Source organism: Bacteroidales bacterium (assembly GCA_021648725.1).
GTDB lineage: Bacteria > Bacteroidota > Bacteroidia > Bacteroidales > JAADGE01 > JAADGE01.
In genome coordinates, this window is the sequence record JAKISF010000022.1 from 18,587 (window position 1) to 44,891 (window position 26,305).

The 26,305-nt window shown below is 31.9% G+C and carries 25 protein-coding genes; 9 read left to right on the top strand and 16 right to left on the bottom strand.

Translation table 11 applies throughout. From position 1 onward, the window contains the following. Positions 1-80: 80 nt before the first annotated feature. From L3J35_09135 to L3J35_09165, 7 genes are all read right to left on the bottom strand, one after another. Complete coding sequence (locus L3J35_09135; GenBank protein ID MCF6366353.1) at positions 81-869, bottom strand: hypothetical protein; 789 nt, start codon at positions 867-869, stop codon at positions 81-83. Positions 870-934: 65 nt separating this feature from the next. After that, positions 935-1,264, bottom strand: coding sequence for a hypothetical protein (locus L3J35_09140; protein ID MCF6366354.1), 330 nt, complete (start codon positions 1,262-1,264; stop codon positions 935-937). Positions 1,265-1,287: 23 nt separating this feature from the next. Beyond that, complete coding sequence (locus L3J35_09145; GenBank protein ID MCF6366355.1) at positions 1,288-2,763, bottom strand: DUF5723 family protein; 1,476 nt, start codon at positions 2,761-2,763, stop codon at positions 1,288-1,290. A 38-nt stretch (positions 2,764-2,801) separates the two neighbouring features. Continuing rightward, positions 2,802-4,037, bottom strand: a complete 1,236-nt coding sequence (locus L3J35_09150; GenBank protein ID MCF6366356.1) for a hypothetical protein — start codon at positions 4,035-4,037, stop codon at positions 2,802-2,804. Positions 4,038-4,092: 55 nt separating this feature from the next. Beyond that, complete coding sequence (locus L3J35_09155) at positions 4,093-6,852, bottom strand: hypothetical protein (GenBank protein MCF6366357.1); 2,760 nt, start codon at positions 6,850-6,852, stop codon at positions 4,093-4,095. 161 nt (positions 6,853-7,013) lie between these two features. Beyond that, the gene (gene dusB / locus L3J35_09160; GenBank protein ID MCF6366358.1) at positions 7,014-7,991 is read right to left on the bottom strand and encodes a tRNA dihydrouridine synthase DusB; all 978 of its coding nucleotides are present in this window, start codon (positions 7,989-7,991) and stop codon (positions 7,014-7,016) included. A gap of 62 nt (positions 7,992-8,053) precedes the next feature. After that, the gene (locus L3J35_09165) at positions 8,054-9,607 is read right to left on the bottom strand and encodes a glycine--tRNA ligase (GenBank protein MCF6366359.1); all 1,554 of its coding nucleotides are present in this window, start codon (positions 9,605-9,607) and stop codon (positions 8,054-8,056) included. Positions 9,608-9,847: 240 nt separating this feature from the next. On the opposite strand from L3J35_09165, the gene L3J35_09170 reads away from it, so the two are divergent. The 3 genes from L3J35_09170 to L3J35_09180 all read left to right on the top strand — a co-directional run bounded on the left by L3J35_09170 (position 9,848) and on the right by L3J35_09180 (position 11,993). After that, complete coding sequence (locus tag L3J35_09170) at positions 9,848-10,312, top strand: hypothetical protein (protein MCF6366360.1); 465 nt, start codon at positions 9,848-9,850, stop codon at positions 10,310-10,312. 50 nt (positions 10,313-10,362) lie between these two features. Beyond that, complete coding sequence (locus L3J35_09175) at positions 10,363-11,412, top strand: hypothetical protein (GenBank protein MCF6366361.1); 1,050 nt, start codon at positions 10,363-10,365, stop codon at positions 11,410-11,412. Positions 11,413-11,528: 116 nt separating this feature from the next. Further along, a complete protein-coding gene (locus tag L3J35_09180) occupies positions 11,529-11,993 on the top strand; it encodes a hypothetical protein (protein ID MCF6366362.1) in 465 nt (154 codons plus the stop codon). A gap of 67 nt (positions 11,994-12,060) precedes the next feature. Here L3J35_09180 and L3J35_09185 read toward each other — a convergent pair whose 3' ends face one another. The 5 genes from L3J35_09185 to L3J35_09205 all read right to left on the bottom strand — a co-directional run bounded on the left by L3J35_09185 (position 12,061) and on the right by L3J35_09205 (position 18,431). Next, the gene (locus tag L3J35_09185) at positions 12,061-13,938 is read right to left on the bottom strand and encodes a polysaccharide biosynthesis protein (protein ID MCF6366363.1); all 1,878 of its coding nucleotides are present in this window, start codon (positions 13,936-13,938) and stop codon (positions 12,061-12,063) included. Between the two features lie 9 nt (positions 13,939-13,947). Then, on the bottom strand, positions 13,948-14,511 hold the full coding sequence (locus L3J35_09190; protein ID MCF6366364.1) for a threonylcarbamoyl-AMP synthase: 564 nt from the start codon (positions 14,509-14,511) through the stop codon (positions 13,948-13,950). A gap of 1 nt (position 14,512) precedes the next feature. Continuing rightward, a complete protein-coding gene (locus L3J35_09195; protein ID MCF6366365.1) occupies positions 14,513-15,628 on the bottom strand; it encodes a glycosyltransferase family 4 protein in 1,116 nt (371 codons plus the stop codon). Positions 15,629-15,677: 49 nt separating this feature from the next. Then, positions 15,678-16,496 carry a 2,3,4,5-tetrahydropyridine-2,6-dicarboxylate N-succinyltransferase gene (locus L3J35_09200; protein MCF6366366.1) on the bottom strand — a complete coding sequence of 273 codons (819 nt, stop codon included), beginning with the start codon at positions 16,494-16,496 and terminating at the stop codon, positions 15,678-15,680. 72 nt (positions 16,497-16,568) lie between these two features. Then, positions 16,569-18,431, bottom strand: coding sequence for a hypothetical protein (locus tag L3J35_09205; GenBank protein ID MCF6366367.1), 1,863 nt, complete (start codon positions 18,429-18,431; stop codon positions 16,569-16,571). Here L3J35_09205 and L3J35_09210 point away from each other — a divergent pair. Then, positions 18,418-18,975: an archaeosortase/exosortase family protein gene (locus L3J35_09210; protein ID MCF6366368.1), complete on the top strand. Its 558-nt coding sequence runs from the start codon at positions 18,418-18,420 to the stop codon at positions 18,973-18,975. The two genes, L3J35_09205 and L3J35_09210, sit on opposite strands and share 14 nt — an antisense overlap. Here the strand turns inward: L3J35_09210 and L3J35_09215 are convergent. Beyond that, complete coding sequence (locus tag L3J35_09215) at positions 18,964-19,764, bottom strand: DUF2797 domain-containing protein (protein MCF6366369.1); 801 nt, start codon at positions 19,762-19,764, stop codon at positions 18,964-18,966. The genes L3J35_09210 and L3J35_09215 overlap by 12 nt on opposite strands. Positions 19,765-19,979: 215 nt before the next feature. Here L3J35_09215 and L3J35_09220 point away from each other — a divergent pair, with 215 nt between their 5' ends. The 3 genes from L3J35_09220 to L3J35_09230 are packed head-to-tail and all read left to right on the top strand — an operon-like array spanning position 19,980 to position 21,494. Continuing rightward, positions 19,980-20,492, top strand: a complete 513-nt coding sequence (locus tag L3J35_09220) for a PspC domain-containing protein (GenBank protein ID MCF6366370.1) — start codon at positions 19,980-19,982, stop codon at positions 20,490-20,492. Between the two features lie 28 nt (positions 20,493-20,520). Beyond that, complete coding sequence (locus tag L3J35_09225; protein MCF6366371.1) at positions 20,521-20,868, top strand: PadR family transcriptional regulator; 348 nt, start codon at positions 20,521-20,523, stop codon at positions 20,866-20,868. After that, positions 20,868-21,494 carry a PspC domain-containing protein gene (locus L3J35_09230; GenBank protein MCF6366372.1) on the top strand — a complete coding sequence of 209 codons (627 nt, stop codon included), beginning with the start codon at positions 20,868-20,870 and terminating at the stop codon, positions 21,492-21,494. The genes L3J35_09225 and L3J35_09230 overlap by 1 nt, the downstream gene beginning before the upstream one ends. A gap of 29 nt (positions 21,495-21,523) precedes the next feature. Here the strand turns inward: L3J35_09230 and L3J35_09235 are convergent, their stop codons facing one another. The 3 genes from L3J35_09235 to L3J35_09245 form a co-directional block, all read right to left on the bottom strand. Continuing rightward, positions 21,524-22,036 (bottom strand): CvpA family protein, encoded by a 513-nt coding sequence (locus L3J35_09235; protein MCF6366373.1) that lies wholly within the window; start codon positions 22,034-22,036, stop codon positions 21,524-21,526. 122 nt (positions 22,037-22,158) lie between these two features. Next, positions 22,159-22,542, bottom strand: a complete 384-nt coding sequence (locus L3J35_09240) for a hypothetical protein (protein MCF6366374.1) — start codon at positions 22,540-22,542, stop codon at positions 22,159-22,161. 195 nt (positions 22,543-22,737) lie between these two features. Next, positions 22,738-23,559 (bottom strand): universal stress protein, encoded by an 822-nt coding sequence (locus L3J35_09245; GenBank protein ID MCF6366375.1) that lies wholly within the window; start codon positions 23,557-23,559, stop codon positions 22,738-22,740. Between the two features lie 163 nt (positions 23,560-23,722). Between L3J35_09245 and L3J35_09250 the strand changes: the two genes are divergently transcribed. Further along, positions 23,723-25,129 (top strand): HD domain-containing protein, encoded by a 1,407-nt coding sequence (locus L3J35_09250; GenBank protein ID MCF6366376.1) that lies wholly within the window; start codon positions 23,723-23,725, stop codon positions 25,127-25,129. 103 nt (positions 25,130-25,232) lie between these two features. Continuing rightward, positions 25,233-26,246: a branched-chain amino acid aminotransferase gene (locus L3J35_09255; protein MCF6366377.1), complete on the top strand. Its 1,014-nt coding sequence runs from the start codon at positions 25,233-25,235 to the stop codon at positions 26,244-26,246. Positions 26,247-26,305 lie beyond the last annotated feature (59 nt).

Genomic DNA, 26,305 nt, shown 5'->3' on the forward strand with positions numbered 1-26,305 from the left:
TAGTTTAAAAGAAAAAAGCAATTTTGCCGGAGTAAGGTAGTTATAACCTTTTTAAATATTTTACTGAATATTTTTCGGTTCTAAAAAATTGTAATATAAGTATCCTTGTGCCTTTTTTGAGAAACTTTTATTTGTCCGCAGGTTTCGGTGTTATAATCAAGAACAATCGGCTTTTCACCGTCAATATTTATGGTAATTGTTCCTTCCGTCGGATATGTACACATTCCGGAAGTTGCAAGGAACTCAACTTTCATTCCTTCAATTTCATACGAAAAATGTTGTCCTTTTCTGTTAACACCGTCTGCTCCTCCTACAATTTCAATTTTGAACCCGTTAAGAATACTGAATACATAAGTAATATCTGCAGAATTATATATTACAGAAGTTCCGTCTGCATAAACAATTTTGAAATTTTCGGCAGCAATGCCTATATAAAATCCCAATAAGCCGGAAGACACCGTAAATGTCAATTTTCCCGAAACCGACTGTCCTTCAATAGAGTAGTTTATAAATTCAATTGTTAAAGATGCAGATGTTGTGTTTGCATCATAAACAGTTTCGTCTCCTGTTACTCTTATTGTTCCGTTTCGAGTAATTCCATAGTCATCAGTACAGTCAATCCATGTCAGTTCAAACCCGTTGTTTGTAATGACAGTATAATTAAACGAGCACGCATAGAACTGTTCTTTTATGGCTTTTCCTCCGCCGGTACCGCTGTTACCCAATGCAAATGCATCTGCCATAATATAACTTCCTCTTGCCGCATCTTCTGCCGATTGAGAATCTGCGTCATCTTTTTTACAAGAGTTTAATGTAAATAAAACTCCTGTAATTAAAAGGGTTGTTATTAAAAATAGTTTTTTCTTCATAGTGAATTAATTTTAATTTATAAACCGGTTAATAATAGTCTTTAATAATACACAAATATAATTGTTTACCCTGAAATTAAAACATTAAGCATTTTATTTAAAATTTCTGCTTTTTGAAGAATAATATACACAATAGCTGCCGTAAAAAAAACAATTATTGCAAGTCTGATATTTGCGGCTTTTTTTTGTTTTTTTGTGTCGCCATGGTTATAAGAGCGGTTAAACTTTCCTTTAATTTCCGGCTTGTACTCTCCTTTTTGTAAAAGTTCTTTTTGTTCTTTATACTTATTAACTTTTTTCTCCAGTTCTTCTTTTCGTTTATCATAGTACAGAGGCTTGTATTCAAACCTGCTGTGGTTCGGCAATTTTATAAATTTCGGAAGTCGTAAAGCCATTTTAGTGTAATAAGTTTTAAAAATTATTCAAGTAAGCCGATATCGTATTTGTTTCCGCAAAGTAAGAAGTTAACACCAAAACTTATATTTATTCTTTTTGTGTTTTTTATCCAGTTATCAGACATTTTGCTTTCGTTCATAACCCAAAAAGGGGCTGAAAAATTATCGGTTAAAAGATACATCTGAAACGGCCCGAGTTTATATGCTGCTCCCATTCCTATATTATTAGCCAACCCGTCCATTAAAGAATAGCTGAACGTGTATGACCAGCCCCTAAAAAAGTTTGCATTTGCAGACAGTGTATATGATGAATATAATTTACTGTTTAAAATTGCTCCTTTATAAAGCAGTCCAAAATCTAACCAATCCGTGGCAATAACATTTGCTCCGATATAAATTTTTGTATTAAGACCTGTTGTATATGCAAGTTGTTCAACCGTTGGGTTAAATACTGTCATTAATGTGTCAACCATGTCGGCCATAATTGCACTGTCTAAACCGGCGGTTCCGCTTTGAACATCATTTAAGCTGCCTATGTATTTCCCTATATCCAATCCTGAAAACACAAACTGTGCTCTTTGTGTAAGAATTGCAGGGTTCTTTTTCCATTTAATAAAGCCTAAATCAACAACAGACGCAGAAAATAAAAACCGTTCGTTTAAAGTGTATTCAATTCCTAAGTCAAATGCTAAACCTCCGTTTCCGGGAAAAATTAAGCCGGAAATATTATTTGTAATATCATAAGGCTCAACATTAACACCGGAAATTTGATTTGTTATTGAGTCATATTCAAAATTCCATGCAACCGGAGATGACGTTCTTATTTCAAAATCAGAGTCGAATGTCCAATCATACATATCTTCATCTAACGTTGAGGTAAACCAGTCAATTTTCATTTGTTTGGTTTTAAAATTTGCATAACCGGACAGAACCTTTATTCTTCCTCCTATGTTAAGGTTTCCGAAAAAGCTTTTTGAAAGACCTACAAATATTTCTCGGTGTGCCATAAAATTTTGTCCGAAATCAAAAGAAAGAGGAGTTCTGTCGGCTCTGTAATTACCTCTTCTCAGTTCTATCAATGCTTTTGGATATTCAAAACTTTCTGATATTTTATAGTTAATTCCGAATGTCACAAACATGTTGTTTTGTAGTGCCAACCCTAAATTAAGAATAGAAAAATCTGTTTCAAGACCTATATTGTTTTTGTTTGTCAGGGCTTTTTCTATTCCGTCTAAATCTATCATAAAGGAGTCCGGAGCTGACGGATGAATTTTAACCGCATCATTAATTGTAAATCCGGAATGTACTGTATTTAAAGAAAAATTCGGCAAAACCGGGATGTCAATAAAAAGCTTACAGTTTGCTTGTTTTGCCGGGTTTGTGTTCATGCTTTGCGGAAGATGCTTCATCCAGTACAATGTGTTGTCTTGTGCAAAATTTAAGCTTACGGTTGAAAAGAATAAGATGAAACTTATAATTATTTTATAAAATTTTTTCATTGTTTTGTTTTAAAGAAAATTCAATTCTCGACTATTGTTTATTTTGTTGACGCATCAAAATCTGCCTTTATTGCAATTTGAACCCCCATTTTATAGCCTCCTAATATTTTAACAAAAAGACCTGTGTTTGAGTTATATGAATTCAACTTTCCTGTGATAATCATTTTTGAAGCATGTGAGTTTTTTAAGAAGGAGACCCTTTCTTGGTCTAAAAATATTAAAATTTCACTTTCATTTGTAAAAGTAACAATTCCTTGTGCATCTGTTTCTGCGGGCAGAAGGTGCCATCCTTCTTCTGTTACGGCAGGGTGTGAAATATCAGTAAAAACTGAATCAACAATGTTTCCTATTCCTCCTTGGTCTGTTGTGTCGGCAAAATATATTTGAGAATAGCCGTCAATGGGAAATCCGTTATCCAGTCTGATTTTTAGCGTTGCCGATTTAATTTGTTCATAGGTATCTCCGTCCCAGGCAAAATTCATTGTGTCAGACATAATAATTGTGTCAAGTCGAGCATCAAGCGGTAAGTCAATATCTACACTTATATTCATCCTTTCATCTCCGGTTACGCCGAACGGAAGAACCTGAGGGTTATGACTTCCTGTTGATAAATAAAAAGATATAAATCTCGGAACCGGGGCAAAAACATCTGCTAATACAGGAATTGCTACGGTATCAATAATGATGACGGTATCTTTTCTCGTTCCTTGTACGGTCGGTGCCGGAATATTATACTCCGTATGGTCTGTGTGAGAAATTGCAAGTGTATCATAATTATAAAATGTAAGAGTATCCATTTTAAAATATGTTACAACCGGAATTTCATTTTCTATTATAAAGCTAAACTTCGGGTTATCAAAAAACAGCTTTCCGCTTAACATTCTGTCATATACTTTCATTTTAGAAGTGTCGGTAGTAAGTTGGTGTGTGTTAGCCGGCACACTATATCCTGCAGGTGCGGGATAAACAACCGTCGGGACGGGATACATCTCTCTCATTGTTAAGGAAACAAGGTTTTTATAATACATACGAATATGTATCAGGTCTGTATCATCAACTTCAAGCCACAAAGAAGAATCATTTGCCGGTACAAAGTTTATTAAAGTTAATTCTGTATTAACAAGCGGAACTGCAATACTTCCTTCAAAATGCAAAGAATCGTTTTTCATTTTGCTGAGTTCGTCTAAAGAGAAGTTTTTTCTGCAAGAGTGCAAACTGATTAGGCTAATAATCAGAACACTTACAAAAGAAATAATATAAAATTTATTTTTCATGATATTAAGGTTTAAAATGCCGGTTAAGCAGGTTATTATGCAAATTTAATACTTTTTATTTAATCTGGTATTTATAAAGATAATTATCCTTGTTCCCTACAATCAAAGAAAACTCATCGTCTTCATCAAATCTTGTTATACTGAACAGCCCGGAACCTATTAAGGGAAAGCCTTTACAAAGTCTTCCTCGACTGTTTATTAAATATATTTTGTTTTTTGATCCGGTTCCGATTCTTATATCTTTATCGTCAAATTTATATATCGTAATATCGTTAATTAAGTTTTCATCATAAGAATATGTAAAAATTCTTTTTTTATTAAGCCCGTTATAAACTTCTGTTTGGTTTTTATCAGTAAAAATATAATCCGGGATTTTATCTCCGTTTATGTCTTTATATGAATAAAAATGCTCTTTTGAATAAGAATTGATTGTTTCTTTTTTTATTTTTCCGTTTTCGAAAATTGAATATACCGTTCCGGAAGGGTTTGTAACCGAAAAATGTGCTTTTGAGAGAGAATTATCCTGCGAAAAATATATGTCACTTTTTTCAGATAAGGGAATATTTGCCTCCGGACTGACTCTTTTTTCTCCCTTTCTGTTTAATATATAAAGTTTAGAGTTGTCTCTGAAAACAATATAATCTTTATCTTTATTTCTGAAATGCTTAATTTTTCCGGCAACAACATTTTCCGTTTTCTTAAAATTCCACCCTTCAATTATTTTTCCTTCTTTATTATACAGACTAACTTTTTTGTTTTTAGTTGCAACAAAAATGCGATAATTCTTATCTTGGTCGTAGTCAAAAATAGAAATCCCGTTTGTTGCGGGTGATTTTAATACAACAGGATATCCGTCTAACCAGTTGCCTTTTCTGTCGATACAATAAATTTTATTTTTTGTGTTAAATATCAATTGAAGTTTGTTATTCTCATAAAAATCAATCTGGTATATGTTGCTGATAATTCTTCCGTCCAATTGTCTTGTCCAAATAATTTTTCCGTTTTTATCAATTAAGTAAATTTTGTCTGCAACGTCTTGGACTACAATTTCTTTTTCTAATGTGTTGTGATTCAGAACAATCTGCGGCTTTGTTGCGATTAGGGTGTCTAACCTTACCTCCCAAACAGTTTCGGAAATTTGTTGTTTTTTTGCGTTTAATGACAGTTTTATTGTTGTGTAAATAGGATAAGAGTCTGAAATAAACTGAATTGCCGGCCCTTGAACAGAAATAAATTCTGTAGCATCTTTATCAAAAAGTTTCTTTTTATTTTTATTTAATATTTCCATTACTGCATTTTTTGAATGAAATAAATCAATATAAAAGAAAATATTTGATTGATCGGGAAAACTTTTAATAAGAGAATAGTTTTGAGATTTCCGTTTAAATGTTTTGTCTTTTTCATACGAATCAATTAAAGACTTCAAAGCATCGATATTTTCGCCGAAAACCATAAAGTCATTTATGAAAGTTACGTATTCAGCATTAACATCTTTAAAAAAAACACCGAAATACATTTCCGGAAGGTTCTTTTCCGGGATTTTTTTTATCTTATATTCTTCTCCGTTGCTTGAATATGTGTAATGATATGTTTTTGTATCTGTTTTTTTTTCTTCTGAGTCCGTTTTTATTAATTTGTTGAAAAAAATTTCTGCTTTTGTTTTGTTATTATATTTTATAAAAATAAACCTGTTTTGTTTTGCTCCGGTTTTAGTATAGTCTTCATAAACAAATGAAATTTCATTTGAGGTAAGTTCATACAGAGTGTTTTCATCGTCTGTCAGGTTATATTTTTTATTAAACGAGGCAAGTTGTATTTGATGATTATTTAATTGCCTTATTCCTCCCAGATATTCTTCATATTTATATTTAAAATTAGAACCGCTTCCTATGTTTAATATTAAAAATGAAGATGTTTTTTCGGGTAATATTCCGATTGTTTTACTTTTCTTAGGGTTTACGTCTTTAAACAGGCTTAAATATTGCATTTCGGGCTTAAGGTTTGTATGTCCTGTTATTATTATTTCTTTTCGTTTAATTGTTAAATCAAAAGCGGACCAATCTGCAAACCTTTGAAGCAATAATATTTCGTCTTTAAAAGAGCTGTTTAAAGAATAGTTTATAAATTTAAAGAACATTTTATAATTAATGTATATTGTTGCATCATTTTGCCCGTTATTTTCTTGATATAAACTTTTAAAATTATTGTCGGAAAAATATGATGCTCCGCTGTTTATGTTTTTTATTGCTTGTTGTATTAAAATCTCCGAACGACTTAATAAAAAATAATCTTCATAAAAAGTATAAAAAACTTCAAACTTATTTGATTTGTATTTTTGATTATATATTTCTGCTCCCGCAAAACTTATTTTATTTAATTTAGAATCTCCGACAAGGCTCAATATCGCATCGTTAAGTTCTTTTTTTTCTGTGTTTTTTCCGGAAAATCCTGTTGAGAATAAAAAATCTACATCTTTTTGACCGGAGAGATGTGCTGAAAAAATTACTGTTTTTTTATTGAGAAAGTTTTTAAACGTATTGTTTTTCCTTATTAAAGAGTCTATAAACAAAAAATCACTTTTAAAGTTTTTTGTAAGTTCCAGGTTTGAAAGCAACCCTTCTATATCTTTATTTTTTGTTATTTTTTTAGTTAAATAGGAAAAATCTTCTGTTTCAATAATAAAGGCTGCTTTGTTCGGAATTGCATTTATTAAAGGAGAAAGTTGTCGTTTTTCTTTACCGAAATAAACAGAAACAAAAAGGACTGCTGCAACAGCAATTACGGAAACTACCAGAAGAGCTTTATTGTTAAACATTTTATTGTTTCAATTATGTGTTTGTTAAGATATTAACGGGATTATATAAAGCAATATTTTGGTTTTATGAAAGTATAAAACTATTAGCTTTTGCATATAATTAAACTTATAATTTATTACAAAAATAGCTTTTTTTCATAATTTACACACATCTTTATTATTTAGTTTCCGTATCGTTTTCTTATTGTGTCTAAAATTTCATTAATTTCATTTTCATCCAAAGATGTCAGCAGTTTTAATCTTAGCTGTTTAAAATCTCTTAAGCCTTTAAAATATATGGCAAAATGTCTTCTCATTTCAAAAAAGCCTGTTCTGTTTCCTTTTATTTCTATTGATTTATGAAAATGATTTCGTGCAATTTCTACTTTTTCTTCGATTGTAGGTTCGGGTAAAGTTTCTCCGGTTTCTAAATAATGTCTTATTTCTTTAAAAATCCAAGGTTTGCCTATTGTTGCCCTTCCTATCATTATACCGTCAACACCATAATTGTTAATTGCTTTTTGGGCATCTTCTCCCGAATTTATATCACCGTTTCCTATTATCGGAATTTTTATTCTGGGGTTATCTTTTACTTTTTTAATTAATGTCCAATCAGAAGCTCCTTTATAAAGTTGTGCTCTTGTTCTGCCGTGAATTGTTAATGCCTTTATTCCAGTATCTTGCAGTTCCTCGGCAATTTGATCTATAATAAGGCTCTCGCTGTCCCAGCCCAAGCGAGTTTTTACCGTAACCGGCAGTTTTACGGCATTAACAATTGCTTTTGTCATTTCAATCATTTTCGGAATATCTTGTAACATTCCGGCACCGGCACCTCTTGTTGCAATTTTTTTTACGGGACATCCGTAATTAATGTCAATTAAGTCGGGGTTTGCTTCTTCGGCAATTTTTGCAGCCTCAATCATTGCATCAATTCTGTGTCCGTATATTTGTATGCCTACAGGTCTTTCTTTCTCTTCAATCTGAAGTTTCTTTAAAGACTTGTCAATATTTCTTATTAATGCTTCGGAAGCAACGAATTCTGTATATAGAATGTCGGCACCGAATTCTTTGCAAACTTGCCTGAATGAACGATCGGTAATATCTTCCATAGGAGCAAGCAACAAAGGGAAATTGTTTATTTCAATATTGCCGATTTTCATTTGACAGTTGAATTACAAACCGCAGACAGTGCAATAATCTATGTCGGGGTATTGCGGAGTTTTTATGTAAGTTTTTTAAATAAATTTTTAAAGCTTACTTTTTCATCAATAACAGATGCAAGTTTGCTTGTTTCTATTCTTTCTTGCTTCATTGTGTCTCTATATCTTAGGGTTACGGTGTTATCTTCAAGTGTTTGGTGATCAACGGTAATGCAAAACGGTGTTCCTATGGCATCGTGTCTTCTGTATCTTTTTCCTATTGAATCTTTTTCTTCATATTGACAATTGAAATCATATTTTAATTCGTTTAATATTTCTCTTGCTTTTTTGGGCAAACCGTCTTTTTTTACTAAGGGTAAAATTGCTGCTTTAACAGGGGCCAATGCCGCCGGAATTTTTAATACTGTTCTGATTTCAATCTTTCCGTCTTCTTTTTCAATTTTTTCTTCTGTAAAAGAAGTTGCCAAAACCGATAAGAACATTCTGTCAACACCTATTGATGTTTCTATAACAAACGGAACATAGGCTTTATTTAACTCCGAATCAAAGTATTGCAGTTTTTTTCCGGAAAACTTTTGGTGTTGAGATAAATCAAAATCTGTTCTGGAATGAATTCCTTCTAATTCTTTAAAGCCGAAGGGAAAATTAAATTCAATATCTGTTGCTGCTTTTGCATAATGGGCTAAATTTTCGTGGTTGTGAAATCTGTAATTTTCTTCTCCCAAATTTAATGCTTTATGCCATTTTATTCGCTCTTCTCTCCAATAATCAAACCATTTGTCTTCTTCTCCCGGACGAATAAAAAATTGCATTTCCATTTGTTCAAATTCTCTCATGCGGAAAATAAATTGACGAGCAACTATTTCGTTTCTGAATGCCTTGCCTATTTGTGCAATTCCGAAAGGAAGCCTCATTCTTCCTGTTTTTTGAACATTCAAGTAATTTACAAAGATACCTTGTGCGGTTTCGGGTCTGAGATAAATAATATCGGCATCTTCACTGACAGAACCGAGTTTTGTGTCAAACATTAAATTAAACTGCCTTACATCAGTCCAGTTTTTACTTCCAGAAACCGGACAAGTAATTCCGTTATCAACAATGATTTGTTTAACATCGTTAAGATCACTGTTTTCCATTGCCTTTTTAAAGCGGCCTAATATTTCATCAATCTTTTTTTGGCGGTCCAGGATTCTGCCGTTTGTTGAACGAAATTCTTCTTCATTAAAAGCATCTCCGAAGCGTTTTTTTGCTTTATCAACATCTTTATTGATTTTAATATTGATTTTTTCGACAAAATCTTCAATTAAAACATCAGCCCTGTATCTTTTTTTAGAATCTTTATTATCGATTAAGGGATCATTAAACGCACCGACATGTCCTGATGCTTTCCAAACCATAGGGTGCATAAAAATTGCGGTATCAATTCCTACAATATTTTCATGTAACTTTACCATTGAATCTAACCAATATTGCTTGATGTTATTTTTCAGTTCTGAACCATTTTGTCCATAGTCATAAACGGCACTTAAGCCGTCGTATATTTCGCTTGACCGGAAAACAAAACCATATTCTTTTGCGTGTGCAATAACTTTCTTAAATTTATCTGTGTCTGCCATTATAAAAATTTTGCGACAAATTTAAACATTATAAGTTGAAAGTAAAATGCCGGAAGTTAAAAACTGAGATTAATCCGGGAATTATAATATTGAAGGCAAATAAAACAAGGTTTTTTGTTAAAAAGCATTTATTTCATGCAAAGGGTGTAAAGTTTTAATGATTGTTAAAGGATAGGTTATAAACTTTGAATATTGTAAAAAAAATATTATTTTTAGGTTTTCATTTAAATTCAAGAAGTTATGAAGTGTCTATATTTTATTTTTGCCGTTACACTTATCTTTTCATGCTCAAGTGTTCAAAAAGTCGGAATAAAAGGAGAAAAGTATAAAATTTCAAAAGAGTTAAATCAATTTTTACTTGATTTTGAATCAGCTGCAAGAAATCATAAAAAAGGAGCGATGTTAAATCTTTTGGACAAAGATTACAAAAAAGAGCAGCATGACGAAATGTTAGAAGGCAGAACAAACCAGTTTCTTAATGAGTTTTTTGCCGGATACCTTATAAGTGAAAGCAAATTTAAATCTCCGGGATTTGAAAGTATTATTTCTTTAAATTTTGTAAGCATTAAACAAATCGACGAAAATTCTTTTGACGTTTCTTATATTATTAAAAGTAAGGATTTTGAGTTGGTACGAGAATGGGAAATAATAATTAGAAATGTTAACGGAAAACAAGTTTACGGGTTAGTCGGTGCATTCGGGTAACTTTTTGTTTCTTGATATCTTTCTTTTTTATTAATTAAGATTAATATGTTATGATATTTACCAAAAAAAGTATAGAGAAAAATTTGAAAACCGTTACGGAAGAAAACGAATTAATTACCGGATTTTTAGCAATAAAAAGCAATGTTTATAAACGCGGAGTTTTAGCAATAAGCTCATTCGGACGGTTTATTGTAACAAATGCTCCGCTTATCGGGAAGTTAAAAATTAAAGATTCTTTTGTTTCGGAGGATGTTGAAAGTATTGACTTTGTTTCGGAAATAAAAATGGGCGGACCCCATGTTCATATTTTAATGAAAATAAAAGGAACAGACACACGATTTACTGCTTTTTTCCATCCGGTAAACAATGATGTTGCCGTAAACGAAATTATTCAAACAATATATAAAGCAAACCCTTCAGCGATACCTGATTATTTGAAAGATAAAGAAATTATTGACTTTTTAACAACAAAAGACGGGATTTATAAGTTAACAACAAACGAAATTATTGTTCAAAAATATTCAAATAATAAAATTGAAGATAAGGAAGTAATAAATGTAAAAGATATTACTTATTTTGATGTTTATCCGCAAAAAATGGGCAGCAAAGGGATTTTATACCTCGAAGTTAACAATGAGCCAAGGGTTGTAAAGTATGAAAAACCAACAGAAGAAAATAGTGTGAAGACAATGCTTTCAGGAGGAACATCGGCAATGTTCGGTCTCGGAAAGTTAGCAAAAATGTTTTCTGACTCTGAAATAAGGGTTAACGGTCCTTCATATATGGGTAATGATGAAGAAGAGCTTGTTACGGAATTCGCAACAAAAAAATCAAAAGGAATAGAAGAGTTGGGAAATAAAATATTCAGGCTTACCGACAAAAATATTTTTTTGCTGAAAAAAGAAAAAGGAGGAAAACTGAAACCGACAGAGAAAATTGCAATCAATAATATTAAAACGTATCAAAAAATGTCAGAAATTGGTAATAATGTAACCGTTTACGGACTTTCAATTGTTACAAAAGAAAATGTAACTTATAAATTTTGGAGTTTGGATTTTATTGATAAGGTTATGGATGAGCTTAAAAGACTTTTTAACTAATAAACTAATAACTATTCGATATAAAAAATGTGTAACCTGACAGAGTTACGCATTTTTTATTTCTTTTGTAAAGACAATTCTTAAAATAAACAAATAACTTAACAGTTTATTTCTTCATGAAATATTTTATTATTCTTTTTTCTGTTTTTTTTGTGTTTTCTTGTTCAACAAGTAAGAAAGCAAGTATTTACGGAGGGGATTATAAAGTTTCAAAAGAGTTAAACAGTTTTTTAAGTCGTTTTGAGCTTGCGACGAATGAACATAATGAAACATTATTATTGTCTCTTCTTGATAAAAAATATAAGAAAGAACATTTTAACAATCTACAAAAAGAAGACAGAGAACATTTTTTTCGGGAGTTTTTTTGCGGAAAGGATATTAAAACCCGACAATATGTTTGCCCGGCTTTTAATGAAGTTATTTCAATAAGCTTTATCAGTATTTTTCAAACCGATAATGGCAACTATAAGGTAACGTACGCAATTACAACAACATACGAAGAGTTAGAGTTTATTAGAGAGATTACAGTTAAAACAGTTAACGATGTTGTTGTTTTCGGAATAACCGGAGCTTTGTATTAGTTTTTGTTTGTTATTAGACAGCTCCGGACAGGCTCAGCCACCGCCATTTAGCCTTCGAATAAATGGTTTATTTATCTAATGTTTCATAAACGGAATTTTTACTGGCAAATTCAGGAATAATTTTTTTCATAAGTGCGACAATTTCAAAATTATCGTGATTTTTAAGTACAGATATAAGTTGGTTTATTTTCGGCATTACACCATCCATAGAATATTGACGAGTTTTTGCAATCATAATCTTTTCGTGAACCGTCGGAAGTGTATTCTCCTTGTCGGCAAGAAGCTCTTCATAAAGTTTTTCTCCGGGGCGAAGTCCTGTAAATTTAAGGTTTATGTCTGTTCCGAGCTTTAAGCCGGAAAGTTTTATCATTTTTTTTGCTAAATCGGCAATTTTAACAGATTTTCCCATGTCAAAAATAAATATTTCGCCGCCATGCCCGATTGCTCCGGCTTGTAACACTAATTGACAGGCTTCGGGAATTGTCATAAAATATCTTGTTATTTCCGGGTCTGTAACGGTAACCGGGCCGCCTTCTTCTATTTGCTGTTTAAACCGAGGAATAACAGAACCGTTTGACCCGAGAACATTCCCGAATCTTGTTGTAATAAATGAAGTTTTACACGTTTGCTGCAAAGTTTGAATATATATTTCTGCAATTCGTTTTGATGCTCCCATTACATTTGTCGGGTTTACAGCTTTATCTGTTGAAATCATTACAAATTTTTCAACATTAAATTCAACAGATTTATCTGCAATAATTTTTGTACCGCCGACATTTGTTCTTATTGCTTCCGAGGGATTGTTTTCCATCATCGGAACGTGTTTATATGCTGCTGCATGGTATACTATATCCGGCTTGTATGTGTCAAATAGTTTTATTATTCTTATTTCGTTCGTAACATCTCCTATTACAATGTCAAATTCAGTATAATTATGCCTTTCTCTTAATTCAAGATCTAAGTTGTATAGTGGAGATTCTGCTTGATCTAATGCAATAATTCTTTTCGGACTGAATTTAGTCAGTTGAATTACAATTTCTCTTCCTATTGAGCCTGCAGCTCCCGTAACTAAAACAGTTTTATTAAGAACATCTTTTTTTATTTTTTCTTCCTCGAGTTTAATGGGTGCTCTTTCAAGTAAATCTTCAATGTTAATTTTTCTGATTTGGTTATAACTTAACTCTCCGTTTATCCAGTTTTTAACATCGGGCAGCGTTAATACGTTTACATCATATTCAAAACATAAATCGATAACCTCTTGTTTTTTTGGTGCAGAAATTTTGTTATCGGCAATTATAAGTTCGGTTATTTCATACTTTTGAAAAATTCGTTCTAATTCTTTTGATTTGTAAAACTTTATACCGTCTAATTGCTTTTTTTGTCCGGAATCGTAGGGGTCAATAAAAGCTTCAACTTTATACTTAATGTCTTTATCGCGTGTTAATACTCTTTTTGTTGTTATTGCATTTTCATTAATTCCGAGAATAACGATTTTTTTTTCTTCTTTAAAAAAGTTATTTGCCTCTGAGTAAACTGTTTTTACAAAAAGACGGAAGCTTGTCATTAAAAAAATACTGACAAAATAATCAATTAAAATTACAGAGAACGGAATTATATATTTTTCGGAAATAAAGAAAAATAAAAAATAGTTTGCAGCAATATAAAAGACATTTGAATATGTAATTACCAGTATTATTCTAATTGTGTCTTTTGTTCCGGTATAACGTATAATTCCTGCATAGGAACGTGTAAGCAAGAACAGAGAAAACCGAACGGTTAAAACAAAAAATATTACACGGTGTAAAGTATCGAAATAGCTGTTTGTTAAATCAAAATTAAATCGCAACAAAAATGCAAATACAACAGACATAACGGATATTGCCAAATCAATGGTTAAAATAATCCATCTTGGCGTGTGCTTGCTTAATGTTAAAATTTTGAGCATTCTGTTTATTTAGTTTCTTATGATTTCAATTTCTCCTTTTGTACCTACTTTTATAATACTTGACGGGGCTTTAGAAACTTTTTTGTTTTGATTATACTTTACAATGTAATCAACACTGTTTTTTATTTCTTCCGATATTTCTTCAAAATCAGCCGGAAAGTTTCCGCCTGAAATGTTTGCCGAAGTTGAAACAATCGGTTTTTTAAATTTTTGAATAAGTTTATCCGTAAATTCTTCTTTCGTAATTCTTATACCGATGCTGCCGTCTCGGGCAATTAAATTTTTTGCTAAATTTTTTGCTCCGGAATAAATTACTGTTGTCGGTTTTTCTGACAGTTCTGCAATATCCAATGCAATTTCCGGAACTTCTTCGACATATTGCCGAATAAAGTTAATGTTATTTAATAAGATCAGCATACTTTTTTTATCTGCTCTTTTTTTTATTTCAAAAACTTTTTGTACAGCCTCTTCATTTGTTGCATCGCACCCTAATCCCCAAATTGTATCAGTAGGATATAGGATAACACCACCGCATTTTAACACTTCAAAAGCCTTATTTACATCTTCTTGCATTTTATTTTAAATATACATTTATCAAATTTGATGCAACTTTTTCATCGTTAAATCTTTGAACATAATCATAACCTTCGGCAATCATCTTTTCTCTTAACCGGGAATCGTCCATAATGTTTTGAATTGCTTCGCTCAATTTTTCAACATCGTCAGGTTCAATGTAAATACTTGAATGTCCGCCGGTTTCACTAAAAACACCGCCTTTTGTTGTAATTACCGGAATTTTTGAATATAATGCCTCAATAATAGGAATTCCGAACCCTTCAAACAATGACGGATAAATAAAAATATCGGCTTGTTGATATATTGCGGGCAAATCTTCAAATAAGACGTTGTTATAAATAAAAAGTTTGTCTTCTAAATTATTTTCGGCGGCATAGGTTAATATTTCATTTTGGTAGTCTGTTTCTCCTCCGACAATTATCAACGGAATATCAATTTTTCCGTATTTAAGTGCTTTTAAAATTTGCAAACTGTTTTTTCGTTTTTCAATAGTTCCGACATTTAAAATATAGTTTTCGGGCAGATTGTATTTTTGAGTAACTTCTATTTTCTTTTTTGTTTCAACTTCTTTTTGAAATACAGAATTACAGCCTTGGTATACGACTTCGATTTTATTTTCATCAATACCCAAGAAATTTACAATGTCGGACTTTGTTTGCTCGCTTATTGCAATAATTGTATCTGCAATTTCACAAGAATATTTTGCTTTTTGGTAATAAATTTTTCTGTCAACAGAATTATATAATTCAGGAAATCGGATAAAAATTAAATCATGGACAGTAACAATTAGCTTTGCATTTGATTTTTTGTGGGCTTTATACGGAAGCTCTCCGCTTAATCCGTGAAAAATATTAAGCTTGTGTTCTGCAATTTTTTTTGCTATTCGAAAAGTTCTCCAATAAGATTTAAAAGTACGACTTAAAAAGAGTTTTGGTTCATAGGTTTTTACTTTATCGGGAATATCAAACTTTATGGCATTTTCCAAAGAAGGAGTATAAAGCAAATATTCGTGCGACGGATAAAATTTTGTAAGAAGCTCAATTGTGCTTCTGCTGTAGTTCCCCAACCCGCTCGTGTTAAAAAAAGCTCTTTTTGCGTCAAAACCGATTTTCATAAAACTTTTTTAGTTTGTAAAACAGAGCCTGTTTGTTTAGGCTTTTGCATTATACAGTTACATTAAATTCTCTGAGAGCATTGTTCAGAGATGTTTTTAAATCTGTTGATGCTTTTCTTTTACCGATAATTAATGCTGCCGGAACTTGATATTCGCCTGCCGGAAATTTTTTTGTGTAAGACCCGGGTATTACAACAGAGCGTTCGGGAATAACCCCCCGATATTCAACAGGCTCATAACTTGTAACATCAATAATTTTTGTTGATTTGGTTATTGCAACATTTGCACCCAGAACAGCTTCTTTTTTTATTCTTACACCTTCAACAACAATACAGCGAGATCCTATAAAACAACCGTCTTCAATAATAACGGGAGATGCTTGAACCGGCTCTAAAACACCGCCGATGCCGACACCTCCGCTTAAATGTACGTTTTTCCCGATTTGAGCACAAGAGCCTACGGTTGCCCATGTGTCAACCATTGTTCCTTCATCAACATAGGCTCCTATGTTTACATAAGACGGCATTAAAATTACACCTTTTGAAATATATGAACCATACCGTGCGACAGCATGGGGAACAACTCTTATTCCCAGTTCTTTATATCCTTTTTTTAAGGGTATTTTATCATGAAATTCTAAATCTCCGGCTTGCATTGTTCCCATTTCTTGAATCGGGAAATATAATATTACGGCTTTTTTAACCGAGTCGTTAACTTCCCAATATCCGTTAACTCGTTCAGCCACTCGAAGTCTGCCTTTATCAACTTCTTCAATTATTTTTCTGATGGCTTCCCGGGTTTTGTTTTCTTTTAACAAACTTCTGTTTTCCCATGCCGAATCAATAGTTTTGAATAATTCTTTATTCATTTTTAAATATTATTTCGTAAAAATAAAAATAAATTCTGACCAAAGTCACTTTTTATTTTTTTATATGCAATGTTAATTTGTTTTATCGGAAAAAATAACCTTTACAAGTTTGTTTTTTATATATTCGGCTTTATAAGTTAAATTTCCGTATTGATTATATTTTATAACAAAACCGTGAACTTCGCCTTCTTTGTAGTCGGTTTCTTGTTGAAGTTTTCCGTTAGGATACCAAGATTTTATTTTTCCGTTTCTTCTGCCGTTTTTATATGACTCGTCTCTTATTTTCATTCCGTTTCCTGCAAAAACAAACCATTTTCCGTCTTTTTTCCCGTCTGTATAAAATCCGGTTATGTTTACGCTTCCGTCAGGATTGTATGTTTCGTATTTTCCGTGGTATGTTCCGTTTTTGAATGATTCCGTTTTTTCTTTTAGACCCTTTTCGTTCCAATATTCGCAAATTCCGGTTTTTATATTTTTTGAATAGTTAACAGAGTACTTAAGTTTTCCGTTTTCAAACCATCCTTTCCAATTTCCGTCCATTTTGCCTTCCGTAAAATTTCCTTTCATTTCAGGCTTTCCGTTTTCAAAATATGATGTCCACACTCCTTCTTCTTTGCCGTTTTCAAAATTACCCTCATAATATAACTGTTGGTTTTCATAAAGAACTTTCCAAAGACCTGTTTTTTTATCGTTTTTATACTCTCCGGTTTTCCAAATTTTTCCGTTAGGATACCAATATGTCCAAACTCCGTTCATTTTTCCGTTTATATAATTTCCTTCATTCCCTTTTATTGTAATTGTATCATTATGGATGATGTTTGTTTGCCAATAAGTCCAGAAACCGTGCATTGTGTCATTTTTGAAGTTTCCGGAGATATCCGGATTTCCGTCTTTATTATACCATTTTGCTTTTCCGTTTTTCAGTCCGTCATTAAAATTAATTTCTGCTTTAAGTTTTTCATTTTCAAAATATGATTTATGCAAACCGTCTTTTTTTCCGTTTATATATTTTCCGGTTCTTTTGATATTTCCTTCCGGGTACCAAAATGTCCAAACACTGTCTTTTAACCCGTTTTTAAGTTTTCCCTGCATTAACTTTTGCCCTGAATAGTAATAAGAAATATTTAGGCCGTTTTCATAATTCAAGATGCTTTCAATATTACCGTTTTTATACCAAGACAGCCATTTTCCTGTTTTTTTTCCATTTTCATATCGTCCTTTTGAAAAGATTTTTTTATTGTCAAAACATTCTGTCCAAACAGAGTCTTTTAAACCTAAGACATACTTTCCTTCCGATTTTAAGTTTCCGTTTTCATAAAAAGATTTAAAATAGCCGTTTCCGCTATTAATTATGGTATCGCCTTTTGCTGTGCAGTAATTTAAAAGTATTAATGTGTCATTTATGAATTTTTCCTGGGACTTGATTTTTCCGTTGATATAATAATAGTTCCAGGTGCTGTCTCTTTTTCCGAGTGTATATTTGCCGGATAGTTTTAGTGTGCCGTCTCGGTACCATTCCTTATAATGCCCGGACTGAATTCCTTTAAAAAGAAAACCTTCGTTTTGTTTCTTTCCGTTACTAAAAAAATAAGTAACTCTTCCGCTTACTTCTCCTTTATGAAATTCTGATTCTTGAACGAGTATTCCTTCTTCATTCCAGTATTTCCAAACACCTTCTTCTTTTTCATCTTTAAAAACACCTTCGCTTTGTTTCTTTTCATTTTTCTCATCCCAATAAAATGTTTTAATATTTTGTCCGAAAAAATAAATCGAAAGGAATAAAAAAGTTAAAAAAAGTGTTATTTTTCTGTAATTCATTTCTTTATTTTTTTTTGTTTTTATATTAGCACCCAAATTTAAAGTGATTTTTTGAATTTCTGTTATTTTTTCTTTTAGTTTGTAAAAAGTTTCTTCTCTCGCAATGATAAAAAACATTAAAAAGAAATATTGGTTGCGGTTTTTAATAGGCGGCATTATCTCGTTTGTATTGATATATGTTTTTTATCATATATTAAGAAAGAATGACGTTATTGATGATTTGTATGTTGATATATTAAATTATTATGCAAAGATATTATTAATTTGCTCTAAGTTTATTACGGAATTGTTTGGCTTTGAGGTTGTAACTTTTGGAAAAACTGTAAAAATAATTGATGACTTTAAAGCTTCCGGAGTATATTTAGACCGTGGTTGTATGGGGAGAAATGTAATGCTCGGCTATGCTGCATTAATTGCTGTTTTTCCCGGAAAGTTTTTACACAAACTTTGGTATATTCCGATGGGTCTTATTGTAATTACATTTGTTAATATATTAAGAATTTCGGGGTTAGCAATTACGGCATACTGTTGTCCTCAATACAGTGATGTTAACCATTATGTTATTTTTAAAGTTGTGGCGTGGGTTGTTATTTTTATTTTGTGGATTATTTGGTTTAATAATTTCAGCCCTTTTGCTAAAAAGAAAAAACTAAAAGCATAATGATATTTTATATCCGTTATATTTCCGGATGTTTATCACACACCCGTCCTCAAAGATTAAATATTGCCCCTTTATTCCGGCAAGGTTTCCTTTGTATTGTTTATCCTTTTCTAAATTAATGCTTTTTATTTTTTCGGGGTAAATGTTAACAGGGTATTTTATTTTTAAAATGCTGTTATCTTTAACGATGTAGTTTGTCAGGTCGCTCCGTAAAAGATTTATTGCTTTTTCTTTTTCTGCAACCAAGTCAATAGTGTAATTAACTTGATTTTTAAGCATTTTTTGCCAACTTGTTCTATCAGATATGTGTTTTTTTAAATCAATTTCAAGCAAACCTGCTAAATATCGATTCGGAGTTTCTGCAAATTTAATTGCCTTAACGGCTCCTTGGTCTATCCATCTTGTCGGAATTTGTGTTGCTCTCGTAACCCCGACTTTAAGACCGCTTGATAATGCCAAATAAACAATATGTTTGCTTAAACAATTTTTTTTTGACCATTCGGAATCTCTGGATATTCCGAGATGTGCTTCGCATAACTCAGGTCTTAAAATGCAAGGAGCAGTTTGCGGAACAGAAGCAAAACAAGGATAACAATAGCCTTGTGCAAATGATTTTATTGTTTTATTTCCACATTCTATACAGTTTATCTCGTCAAGCCAACTTATTTCAAGTTCTTTTTCGATTAAAGTATTCATTTTAACCTTTTCGTCTGATAATATTAATGTATATTCAACCAAGCCTTCATTAATATTGGTTGACATTTTTATTAAATTCCCGATAATTTCCATAGTTTACAAAATTAAAATATTAAACCGGTAATAAAACAATTTACAACCAACATTCCGACAAAAAGATATATTGCTGTAAATTAGCACATTCTAACGGTATCCTGATTCTATTTTTGAAAAATAAATATTAAAATTATAAAAAACACTGCCTTGTTATGCAAGGTTCTAAATGTTTTACATATCTTTGCATAAGCAACAACTAAAAACAAACAACTATGGAGAAAATAATTAATATAAGCATTAATAATAAAGAGTATAGATTTATGGAGTCTGCATATATGGTTTTATCTGACTATAATCGTTTTTTAAAAAGAACAATTAAGGATAAAAACAGGTTATGTGACATAGAAATTCAGATTTCAGTATTATTAGATATGGAAACTGAGAACGAGAAAGTAAAAAAAATTGTAAGTACTGAAATAATGAATGAAGTAATATCTGTGTTAAAAGAAAATCAGAAAATTTATTATCCGGCAAGAAGGATTAAACAAAAAAAACAAACTTATAAAAGAAAAACACGAAAGCACTCTGAGGTTAAAAGAGATATTAAAAACAATGTATTAGGAGGGGTTTGTGCGGGTATTGCCGACAGATTTAACATTGATACAGTTTTTGTAAGGCTCGTATTTGTTGCATTAGGGTTGGTAACCGGACTTTTTGTTGCTCTATACATTATTTTGTGGGTTGTTTTACCTGCAAATGAGTATAACTATGAGAGAAGTGTTTAGTTTATATAATAAGTTAAGTAATAGAGAAATGAAAATTCAAAATGCAAAAGCACAAATGAGAAAGGGGGTCTTGGAATATTGTATTTTATCAATACTTTCAGGAGGAGATGCTTATGCATCAGACATTATAAAAGAACTTAAAAATGCAGAATTAATTGTTGTCGAAGGAACACTATATCCTTTATTAACAAGACAAAAAAATGCCGGGCTTTTAAGTTACAGGTGGGAGGAATCAACTCAAGGGCCTCCGAGAAAATATTATCGCTTAACAGAAACCGGAGAGCAATTTTTAAGAGAGTTAGATAATTCATGGAATACGCTTACAGCATCAGTAAACAATATAAGAAATTTGTCAAAATCAAATAACATTAAATAATGAAGAAAACAATAAGGATTCATATAAGCGGATATATTTTTAATATTGATGAAGATGCCTATCAAGTTTTGGAAAATTGGTTAGACAGTGTTTCCAAACAATATGAAAATGAAAATGACGGGGACGAGATATTTAAAGATATTGAAATGCGAGTTGCAGAACTTTTTTATGATAAAATCGGTTCGGAAGGTGTGATTTCAATAACAGAGGTTAGCAATATTATTAAAATTATGGGACAACCCGAAGAATTTGAAGATAACGAGCAAACAACAAAAACAGAAAACACATCTTTCAAAAAAACAGAGAAGAAAAAAACAAAGCAAAAACGATTGTATAGAAGTGAAGAAGACCATGTTATAGCCGGTGTGTGCAGCGGGCTCGGAGGTTATTTCGGGATTGATCCCGTTCTTGTTAGACTTGCATTTATTATTGCAATAATAATCGGCGGATTCGGGACAATTTTGTATATTATTCTTTGGATAATTATTCCTAAAGCTGAAACAGTTTCGCAAAAACTTGAAATGAAAGGAGAGCCCGTAAACATTTCAAATATAGAAAAAGCAATCAGAGAAGAGTTTGAATTTGTTAAAGAAAAGTTTAACAGAAAGAAACGAAAAAAGCACTGATCAGAAAATTTATTAATATTCCCACTTTTTTAGTCTTTCAAAAAGGCAACAGATTTAATTGTATCCGGAGCAATGTTTTTAACTGTCTTATAAAATTTTGTGTTGTTTTTCTCTTTTGTCCCGATTATATTATAGCTTTTGTCAAATCCTGCAAAGAACAATAACAAAACACTCAAAAGATAGAGGTATTTAATAACACTCGCAATTATACCCAAAGAAATATTTAAAATTCCTTTTGGCTTACTTCCGGCTCCCTTTTCAATTCTGTCGGCAACAAAATTAGATAACCAAACAGTTGCTGAAAAAAGAAATGCAAAGATATATAAGTGAAGGGAAGGGAGGTTTTCGTTAGACCTTATCCTTTCTCTTATATAATCAGCAATTCCCTCAGACATATATCCGAATATTGCTATCCCCGAAACTATAATTAATAACGAAATTGCATGAACAACAGGCCCTCTTTTGTATCCCTTAAAAATTGCAAAGATTAGCACTAAAACGATAAAAACATCAAGAAAACTAATGGTAGCATCTATTTCCATAACAAAAAAATATTTTGAAAAACAAAGTTAGTAATAATAAAATGAAACGACTCTTAATTTAATAAAACCCGAGTCAAGTTACGATTCAGTCTTCTGTAAAAGCAACATTATTGCCCTTATAATCAAAGTTTTTCAGGAGTGTCGGGTTTGTCCCGTTTTTCCATTTGTTTGTTATAGAATCCGGAAACTTTGTTGCCCATATCGTTAAAAAAACTTTTTGTTTTGTTTGCAAATTCGGTAAATTTCTCGTCTAATTCATCAACAAAACTATCTTTATTGTACTTTTTTTTGAACGCATTTGATTCTTCTTCAAACTTATCGTCAGCAACTGTTTTAAGCTTTTCAAGAGCAATATCAAAATCCTCTTTTTTTTGTTTTAATTTTTCAAGCTCTTCATCAATCTCTTCCTTTTTCTTTTCTGCATATAGTTCTGCTTTTTCGATTTTTGTTGCAAGTTCTTTTGAAATAATACCTGCATCTTTTAAAAAAAATTCTTTTTTTTCCATTGTTTATATTTTAGTAAATTATACAAAGTACGTAAAGTTAAGGATTTTTTGTTAATTTTTATCCTGTTGAACCAATTTAATACACCTGTTTAGTTTATATAAACATTTAAAAACTATTATTGCATATTCATTACTAAAAGAAAAAACCAGCCTGTTTTAGGCTGATTCTAAATATTTCTGTTTTATCAATACACTCTAATTAAAGCCGGTTAACTTAGTCAAGTCCTTTCTTGGGTTTATTGTCATTACCGGTATTTTCTTTTCATTTGCAATTAATTTTTGTTCAGATGCCCCTAACATATAATCGTGAAAACTGATATTCTTTGTTGTCGTAATCATAATCAAGTCAGCTTTTATTTCATCTGCATATAACAATGCTTCGTCAGACAAGTTCTTGCCTTCTAATTTTACAATATCATAGTCAACTCCTTTCTCTGTCAGGAATTTTTTTGCAATCATCATATTCGCGATAATTTTCTTTTTGAAAATTTGATCATTTGAATCAATGTAGCATAAATAAAACTTTGACTTAAAGAAGCGATGTATAAATTCAGCCCAAACTAACTTTTCTTTTTCAGAAAATTTGAAATCAACAGGAAAAACAATCTTGTTTAGGTTGTCACTTTGCGGACTGTCCTGAACAACAATAAACGGAGCAGATGATCCTATAATAACTTTTAATGCCCAACTTCCTGTAAATTTTTGCATTCCTTTAATGCCGTGTGTTCCCATAATCGCAAAAAAAGCATTTTCCTCATCAATTATTTTATTAATGTCGGTAAAAATACTGCCTTCCCTTACAACAAACTTAGGCCTGATGCCATATTTTTTTCCTTGTTCAAGAACCGTTGATTCAAGCTTTTCTGTTGCTTTTTCAATTTCAGACTTCTTTTTAACAATATGAAGAAGCAAAATGTCACACTTTACAATTTTTGCCATTTTTTCAGCATGTTGCAATGCAAATTCTGCTAAATCCGAAAAATCCCAAGGAATAATTATTGGTCTGTTATTATTCATAATTTCAATATAATTATTATTAGCATTCAAATTTATAAATAATTTATTTGAATATCAAGAAAATTCGCATATTAAAAAATAAAAGCAACCATATTAAAAAATAATATTGACAGAATATTTAATTTTATTATTTTTACACTCACGTTTTTAAAATCGATTTTTTATGGCAACCGAAAATGAAAAAAAAATTCAAGCAGAAATTCAAGTCTTAAAAGAAAGAGTTGAAGCATTAGACCAACTGAATAAAGAATTGGCAGAACAAAATGAAGAGCTAAGAGAGGAAAATGATAAACATGCTGAAATGTTGGCCTTTTTACCGACAGATGCAAAAAGACAAATGAACAGAAAAACAAAAACTTCTTCTTTAAGGTATAAAATGGTAACGGTTCTTTATTCTGATGTTAAGGGCTTTACAGAGCTGTCAAAGGAGCAAGATGCTGAAGCCCTTATTGATGAGTTAGACAATTTCTTTTTTGCTTTCGATGAGGTAGTTGAAAAGCATAATATACAAAAAGTTAAATCCATTGGTGATACTTTTATGTGTGCGGGAGGAATTCCGAAGAAAAACAGAACAAACCCTGTTGAAGTAATTATGGCTGCCCTGGAAATGCAGGCATATCTAAAAAAACTTCAGGAAGAATCAAAAAAGAATGATCGAAAAATTTGGAGTTTAACTTTCGGGGTTCATACCGGACCTGTTACGGCTACTGTTTCAGGAAAAAAGAAAATTTCATACGACATAAAAGGTGATACGGCAAACATAGCAAGTCGAATTGAATCTGCAAGCAACCCGACAGAAATTAGTGTGTCGGGAATGACTTATGAATTTATTAAAGAGTTTTTTGCATGTGAATTTCGTTCAAAAATGCCGGTAAAATACAAAGGAGATGTTCCGGTTTATATTATAAAAGGATACAGGCCCGATCTTTCGATTGACGGAAAAGGAAAAATTCCGAATAGGGCTTTCCGAACAAAGTTTCAGATTATTAAATTCGAAGACTTAAACGACTATGTTCTTGACAGGTTAGAAAGGGAGTTACCTAAACACCTTTATTATCACAGTTATAAGCACACAATTGATGTTACAATAGGAGTTGAGATTATCGGTTATGGCGAAGGCGTCGGAGAAGAAGATATGTTATTACTTAAAACAGCTGCATTATTTCATGATTTCGGTCAGGTTGAAGGAGCAATTGACCACGAAGAAAAAGGGTGTAAAATTGTCGAAGAAATTCTTCCGAAATTCGGTTATGATAAAGAGCAAATTGAAATTATTAAAGGAATAATAATGGCAACCAAATTACCGCCACAACCCAAAACATTGTTAGAACAAATTATTGCAGATGCGGATTTGGATTATTTAGGCAGAAGGGACATGGTTCCGGTTTCGGACACCCTGTACCAAGAGCTTAAAGTTCAGGGTATTATCGGCTCTTTTAATGACTGGAATAAATTACAAGTAAAGTTTTTAAGTGTACACCAATATTTCACAAAAACCGCTCGAAATATGCGAACCGTAAATAAGGAGGTGCAAATAGAACGAATAAAAGAGCTCATTACTGAAGATTAAGTTAAAGGGTTTTGATGTGACATCAAAACCCTTCTTGTTTTATAACATAAATTATAAAATAATAATTATATAAATTTGAACATTAATTTCTAAATAATTTAACATGAAAAACATAAACTGGAGAGAACTTCCGTTCGGATACATTAAAACGGATTATAATGTTAGATGTTACTACAGAAACGGAGAGTGGGGACAAATTGAAGTGTCTTCTTCCGAACATATCCCGATTCATATTGCCGCAACTTCGTTGCATTACGGACAAGAAGCTTTTGAAGGAATGAAAGCTTTTACAGGGAAAGACGGAAAAATAAGACTGTTCAGATGGGAAGAAAATGCAAAAAGACTGCAAGACTCTGCAAGAGGTGTGCTAATGGCAGAACCGCCGGTTGAATTATTTAAAAAAATGATTAACAGAGTAATAAGAAAAAACAAAAAATTTATTCCGCCATACGGAACCGGAGCATCTTTATATATCCGACCTTTATTAATAGGTACAGGACCACAAGTCGGAGTTCGTCCGGCAGAAGAATATTTATTAGTTATTTTTGTGACACCTGTCGGACCGTATTTTAAAGCAGGCTTCAGCCCTGTTTCAATGTTAATTACCAGAGAATATGACAGAGCTGCACCCTTAGGAACAGGACAATATAAAGTCGGGGGAAACTATGCTGCAAGTCTGACATCTATGAAGAAAGCTCATGACGGCGGGTATGCAAGTGTATTGTACCTTGATGCAAAAGAAAAAAAATACATTGATGAGTGCGGTCCGGCAAATTTTTTCGGCATAAAAAACAATACATATATTACTCCTAAATCAGATTCTATTTTACCGTCAATAACGAACAGAAGTTTAATGAAGTTAGCAGAACATCTGGGATTAAAAGTCGAAAGAAGACCTGTTGAGTTATCAGAATTAGAAACTTTTGAAGAAGCCGGAGCTTGCGGAACAGCTGCTGTTATCAGCCCGATAAAAAAAATAACGGATGATGAAAACGGGAAGGTGTATTTTTTCGGCGACAAGCCGGGAGAAGTTTCTACAAAGCTGTATAACAAGCTGACAGCAATTCAAACCGGAGACGAGGAAGATGTTTTCGGTTGGGTTGATATTATAGGATAAAAGCATTAACTTTAGTAGAGTGTAAGAACTGTTTACTGTTTTGACATTATCCAAAACAA